We start from the raw sequence: 6138 nt of genomic DNA, 5'->3' as shown, positions 1-6138 counted from the left end.
ATTTTCCTCCCTATTCGACCACGGCGGGGCGCCCCAGATGGCGCGCCGACGTTGGGCAGATGATGTGGAAAAGCCCGCGAAGGGCAGGGGCCAAACCGCGCCTATTCGGCGGCGAAGATTTCCGCCAGTTCCGAATTGGCGACTTCCTCGACGCTGATCACGCTGGTGTTCTGCAGATGCTGCAACCGCCGGATCAACATGGTCACCGCATGGTGGGGGACGGTGATCACTTCGTCGCGATCGCGCTCCGATTTGCGCTGCTGCCGAATGACCACGCCCTGATGCGTCGGATAGGCGGTCACCGCCTGCACGGGATGCACGACCAGATCGGCTTCCGACCAGTTGAATTCCAAACCGCGTGCCATGGCCCCGTCTCCAGATCGAATCGGACAGGTTACGAGCATATGACAAAGCTGTAATGGCCCATGTCCCCGGATGCGGACTGGTGGGAATTATAGTTAATTTAGCCCGGTTCGCCGCGACGTCGCCAGAAAAATCAATACAAACTGTCTCAATTCGGGGCATCTCAGGCCACGACTCGGCCGGCGGCCGACCCATCAAGGCTGCCTTGCCAACTATTCCGGCGCGGAGAGGTTCAGTTTTGCGCATCTTGCGCTTTCATTTGATCCAAAATTCGCCGCTCGGCAGTGCTAATGATCGCATTGGCGGCCTTTCCCGCCGTCTCGCGGCTGGAAAAGGGAATTTGCTCACCAATGCCGTCGGCGAGGACATTCACCGCCACCTCGCGTGCACCAGCCACCGATGCAACATCGGCAAAACTGAGCGGCAATCGACCGAATTCGGCTTTGTAATTCGCAGCAGCATTGCGCAGATCGCGCTCATAGGATGTGACTGCGCCACGAACCTCAGGCGGCAATGTCTCTGCAATCACTTCCGCGTCGAACAAGCGGCTATCGCCGCTCGATTCAGCGTCGCCGCAGGCCGACAGCAGCGCCATGCTCAACAAAACGGGAATCGCAAATCGATATCGAAGCCGCATTACCCCACGCTCCCCTCAAGGCTGATCCCCAGCAATTTCTGCGCTTCGACCGCAAACTCCATCGGCAGTTGCTGCAGCACTTCCTTCGCAAAGCCGTTGACGATCAGTGCCACTGATTCCTCTGCATTCAGCCCGCGCTGCATCGCGTAGAACAGTTGGTCGTCGCTGATCTTGCTCGTCGTCGCTTCATGCTCGACGGTCGCGGTCGGGTTGCGGACCTCAATGTAGGGCACGGTGTGGGCGCCGCTCAGCGAGCCCAGGAGTAAGCTGTCGCACTGCGTGAAGTTGCGCACCCCCTCGGCATTGGGCGCGACCCGCACAATCCCCCGATAGGTGTTGTTCGACTTGCCAGCGCTGATCCCCTTGCTGACAATGGTCGAGCGCGTGCGCTTGCCATTGTGGATCATCTTGGTGCCGGTGTCAGCCTGCTGGTAATTGTTCGTTACTGCGACCGAGTAAAATTCGCCGACGCTGTCGTCGCCGTTCAGCACGCAGCTCGGATATTTCCACGTCACCGCCGAGCCGGTCTCGACCTGCGTCCACGACACCTTGCTGCGCTTGCCCTGACACAGCGCGCGCTTGGTCACGAAATTATAGATGCCGCCCAGCCCCTCGGCATTGCCGGGATACCAGTTTTGCACCGTCGAATATTTGATCTCGGCATCGTCGAGCGTCACCAACTCGACCACCGCGGCGTGCAACTGATTCTCGTCGCGCATCGGCGCGGTGCAGCCTTCGAGATAGGAGACATAGGCGCCCTTTTCGGCGATGATCAACGTCCGCTCGAACTGCCCGGTATTTTCGGCATTGATGCGAAAATAGGTGGAAAGCTCCATCGGGCAGCGCACGCCCTCGGGCACATAAACGAATGTCCCGTCCGAAAAGACCGCGCAATTGAGCGCCGCGAAATAATTGTCGTGCATCGGCACGACCTTGCCCAGCCATTTCTTCACCAACTCGGGATATTCGCGGATCGCTTCCGAAATCGAGAGGAAGATAACCCCCGCGCGCTTCAGTTCCTCGCGGAAGGTCGTCGCGACGCTGACGCTGTCGAACACCGCGTCGACCGCGACCTTGCGCGCGCCCTCGACGCCTGCGAGCACCTTCTGCTCCTCGATCGGGATGCCGAGCTTTTTATAGACCTCGAGGATCTCTGGATCGACCTCATCGAGGCTGCCCAGCTTGGGCTTCGGCTTGGGCGCCGCGTAATAATAAGCGTCCTGATAATCGATCGGCGGCACGTTGAGCTTCGCCCAGTCGGGCGTCTCCATCGTCTGCCAATGGCGAAACGCCTTCAGCCGCCAGTCGAGCATCCATGCGGGTTCGTTCTTCTTGGCCGAAATGAAGCGGACCGTATCCTCCGTCAGCCCCTTGGGCGCGAAGTCGGTTTCGATGTTGGCCGACCAGCCATGCTCATAATCAGCGACTTTGGCGGCGGCGTCGTGCGCGGCCTGGTCTTTCACGGGGAGTTCTGTGTTATCGGTCATATCTCTAACTCGTCGCCCCCGCGAAGACGGGGGCCTTTGTCGTTTGCGCGTGACCTCCAGCGACCCCCACCTTCGCGGGGGCAACGGACAGCGTCGCCAAACTGATCTCGGCCAGCGCCCCGCGCACCGCGCCGTTCACGACGCCCCAATGTGGCTGCACCTTGCAGCTACCCTCGAGTGAGCAATCATGACGTCCCTCGGCAACGCAGCTGGTCAGCGCGATCGGCCCTTCGACGGCTTCGATGATGTCCGCAACGCTGATCGCCGCCGCGGGCCGCGCGAGGCGCACGCCGCCGCCGCTGCCGCGCGAAGCGACGAGCAGTCCGGCGCGTGCCAGCCCACTCACCAGCTTTTGCGCGGTCGGTCCGGGAATCCCTGTCTGCTCGGCGAGCAGCGCGGCGTGGAGCGGCACTGATCCGCACTGGCGGGCGGCAGCGCTCATCAGTACCACGGCGTAATCGGCAAGATTGGACAGGCGCATCGTTTCTCCGTTCGCAATTTGCGAACGATTCTTAACTGGAGTAAATTACTCCACTTATATAGGCCAAGCCATTGCGCGGTGCAACCAAGCGGCACTTCGGGGCCGCCAAGAAAAAAAGGCACCCATCTGGCCGGGGCCAAATGAGTGCCGAGATGAAGGTCTCAGTCCTCGTCAGAGGATGAGCTCTTCTGGGTCGCAAGCGGGGATTATGCCGACGCGATGATTCGCGATTGTATGGAAACGCCAAAAACGGCCTAGGTCATTTTTTGATGGTTAACGGGGCGTGGCGTGCGGCGGAATGCGCCACGCCGAAACAGTCTAAGTCTCCGACACCATCGGACCGACCTTGCCGGCGAGCTGCTTGCGCCCCCTGGTCGTCGCCTGCGTGTAATAGGTCGGCTTGCTCAGCTGCCCCGGCGTCGCGCCCGCAAAGCGCTTGATCTCGCGGATCAGATGCGACTGGTCGTAAAAGGCGTCGCCAAGCTGAGCCGAATCGAGCCCTTCGCCGCGCGCCAGCGCCGATGCGGCGCGCACCGCGCGATATTTGCGCGCCAGCATGCGCGGCGACAGCCCGTAATAATGTTTGGTCATCCGCTCGACCGACCGGATCGACATGCCGGTGGCATCGACTAGGTCGGAAACCTGGGGGGAGGGCGACGCGGTCAGCCACTCGTCGACGGTGCGGATGAACCACAGCGGCGGCGCTTCGCCGCGGGTCAGCACCTCGCGGGCAAAATTATTGCCGATCACCAGCTTGGCCTCGACGGCCGCCGCCTGTTCCAGCGTTGTCGCCACGTCTTCGATCCACGGTCCGAACCGGTCGGTGGCATCGAGCGCGCGATCGGTCAGCTTTTCGGCATCGTCACCCATCAGCGCCGCCCAACCCGCGGGCAGCAGACCAAAGCCGAACAACTGCGCCGGGCAGTTGCTGATCGCGCGCACACGGCCGCTGGTCGGGCCGATGATAATCGCGCGTGACACCGGTGCGCGGTGGCCGTCGGCAAAAATATACTCGCCGTCGGCATTGGTGACGAAACGAAACTGCGGCCGGTCGGCGCGCTCATATTCGTCGAATTTCGGCAGGTTCAGGCGGGCGAAATAAAAGCTCGACACCATGTCCGCCAGATCGGGATCGGGCGGAAAATAGTGCAGTTCGAACGGCGCGCTGCCGTCCGCGTCTGAACGCGAGGATGAAACTTCTGACATGACGAACCCAGACCATGGCAGCCTTTCCCCAGGCCGCCTTGTTATGTGGGACAATTCATTTGCATTTCTTCCCTACGCGTCAAGCGCGAAGTTTATTATTTTATTACCCTTGCGACGCCGCGATCCAAGCATCGACCCGCCGTTCGAGGATGTCGAGCGGCACCGGTCCCGATTCGAGCACGACATCGTGAAAGGCGCGATAATCGAATTTCGCGCCCATCGCCGCCTGTGCGCGACCGCGTAGTTCCATGATCTTCAGCTTGCCGATCAGATAGGCGGTTGCCTGGCCCGGATAGACGATATAGCGTTCAATCGCCTTCTCGATGTCGCCGTCGGGGTTGGGCGTGTTGTCCTTGAGATATTTGATCGCCTGCTCGCGGCTCCAGCGCTTGTCGTGGATGCCGGTGTCGACGACCAGCCGACACGCGCGCCACAGCTCCATGCCCAGCCGCCCGAAATCGCTGTAGGGATCGGTGTAAAAGCCCATGTCCTTGGCCAGTTCCTCGGTATAGAGACCCCAGCCTTCGGTATAGGCGGTGAAACCGCCGAAGCGGCGGAAAGGCGGCAGGCCGGTGAGTTCGGTCTGCACCGCGCGCTGCAGGTGATGGCCCGGCACGCCCTCATGATAAGCCAGCGCCTCAAGCTCGGTCTTCGGCATATCGCGCAGGTCGTAGAGGTTCACATAATAGGTGCCGGGGCGCGACCCGTCGGGTGAGGGTGACTGGTAGAACGCCTTGCCCGCCGATTTCTCGCGAAACGCCTCGACCGCTTTCACCTGCAACGCCGCCTTGGGCAGCGTGTTGAAAAAGGCCGGCAGCCGGGCTTCCATCGCCTTTGTCCGTGCATCGACTTCGGCCAGATAGTCCTGGCGCGTCGTGTGATAATATTGCGGGCTGGTGCGCAGATGCTCGAAAAACTGTTGCAGCGTGCCCTTGAAGCCGACCTTGGCCATGATCGTCTTCATCTCGCCGTGAATGCGCGCGACTTCGGCGAGGCCGAGGTCGTGGATCTGCGTCGCGGTCATGTCGGTGGTGGTGTAATTGGCGAGCAGCGCCTCATAATAGGCCTTGCCGCCGGGCAGCCGCCACACCCCGTCCTGTGTCGGAGCACTCGCTTGCTGGCGCTTCATCTCTGCCAGCAGGCGACCATAGGCGGGACCGGCGCTGTCCGCCCATGCGGCCTTCGCCGCGGCGGTCAGCCGCGCCTTTTCGGCGGCGTCGATGTCGAGCTTGGCGACCTTGGCCGCAAGATCCTCGACCACCGCATTGTCCGGTCCCTGCAAATTGCCGATATCCGAAATCAGATAGGCATAAACCCATTTCGGCGGCTGGACGCCGTTGGCGGCGCGCGTCACCGACTGGGCGGTCAGGGCGTCGAGCACCGGGCCAAGCCCGCGGATCCGCGCCATATAGGCTTCGGCTTCGGCAACATTTGCGACGCGGTGGATGTTGATCAGGAAGGCGGGAAGCTGGCTTTGCGGGCCGTTCATCTGGTCAAAGATATAGCCCCGATCGCGGAACGGGAACAACCGCTCGGCGCGCGCGGCCTGCGCGTTGAACAGTTCGAACGACAGCGCCTGGTCGGTTGACATCGCGGCGGGATCAAAGCTGCCGCGCATCGCCTCGGCGGTCGCCTGCTGCAATTTGTGGCTCGCGACCGCGGCCTCGTCGCTGACGTCGTTCCAGCGGCCATAATCACCATCGCGAATCCCGCGATACGCCTTGCCCTGCGGGCTTAGCGATAGCTGCGCAGCATCATAATTGTCGAAGAATTGCGCGAGGTTTGCTCCGGCAGGCACCGCGTCGGGAGCGGCCGCCGATGCTGCGGTAGCCGGAGCCTCCTGCACCGCGGCGGGCGCGCAGCCCGCGACGGCGAGCAGCGCGAGGCCGGTGGACAGATGAGCGATGATGCGAAGCTGCGACACGATTTTCTCCCGGTTTTTCCGATGGGTTTTGGCGATGGCC

At 61.9% G+C, this 6138-nt stretch carries 6 protein-coding genes; all 6 read right to left on the bottom strand.

From position 1 onward, the window contains the following. Positions 1-101: 101 nt before the first annotated feature. The 6 genes from K0M74_RS15515 to K0M74_RS15490 all read right to left on the bottom strand — a co-directional run bounded on the left by K0M74_RS15515 (position 102) and on the right by K0M74_RS15490 (position 6098). On the bottom strand, positions 102-365 hold the full coding sequence (locus K0M74_RS15515) for a hypothetical protein (protein ID WP_293974425.1): 264 nt from the start codon (positions 363-365) through the stop codon (positions 102-104). A 230-nt stretch (positions 366-595) separates the two neighbouring features. Next, positions 596-958, bottom strand: coding sequence for a hypothetical protein (locus tag K0M74_RS15510; protein ID WP_293974422.1), 363 nt, complete (start codon positions 956-958; stop codon positions 596-598). A gap of 41 nt (positions 959-999) precedes the next feature. Continuing rightward, positions 1000-2487, bottom strand: a complete 1488-nt coding sequence (gene sufB / locus K0M74_RS15505; protein WP_293974419.1) for a Fe-S cluster assembly protein SufB — start codon at positions 2485-2487, stop codon at positions 1000-1002. Positions 2488-2491: 4 nt separating this feature from the next. Beyond that, positions 2492-2968 carry an SUF system Fe-S cluster assembly regulator gene (locus K0M74_RS15500; RefSeq protein ID WP_293974416.1) on the bottom strand — a complete coding sequence of 159 codons (477 nt, stop codon included), beginning with the start codon at positions 2966-2968 and terminating at the stop codon, positions 2492-2494. Between the two features lie 318 nt (positions 2969-3286). Further along, entirely contained in the window at positions 3287-4174 is an 888-nt protein-coding gene (locus K0M74_RS15495) for a helix-turn-helix domain-containing protein (protein WP_293974413.1), read from the bottom strand. A 103-nt stretch (positions 4175-4277) separates the two neighbouring features. Further along, complete coding sequence (locus tag K0M74_RS15490; protein WP_293974410.1) at positions 4278-6098, bottom strand: DUF885 family protein; 1821 nt, start codon at positions 6096-6098, stop codon at positions 4278-4280. Between the last annotated feature and the right edge of the window lie 40 nt (positions 6099-6138).

The sequence above is a fragment of the Sphingopyxis sp. genome (assembly GCF_019459305.1).
Classification (GTDB): Bacteria; Pseudomonadota; Alphaproteobacteria; order Sphingomonadales; family Sphingomonadaceae; genus Sphingopyxis.
This window is presented reverse-complemented; position numbering and strand designations above follow the sequence as displayed.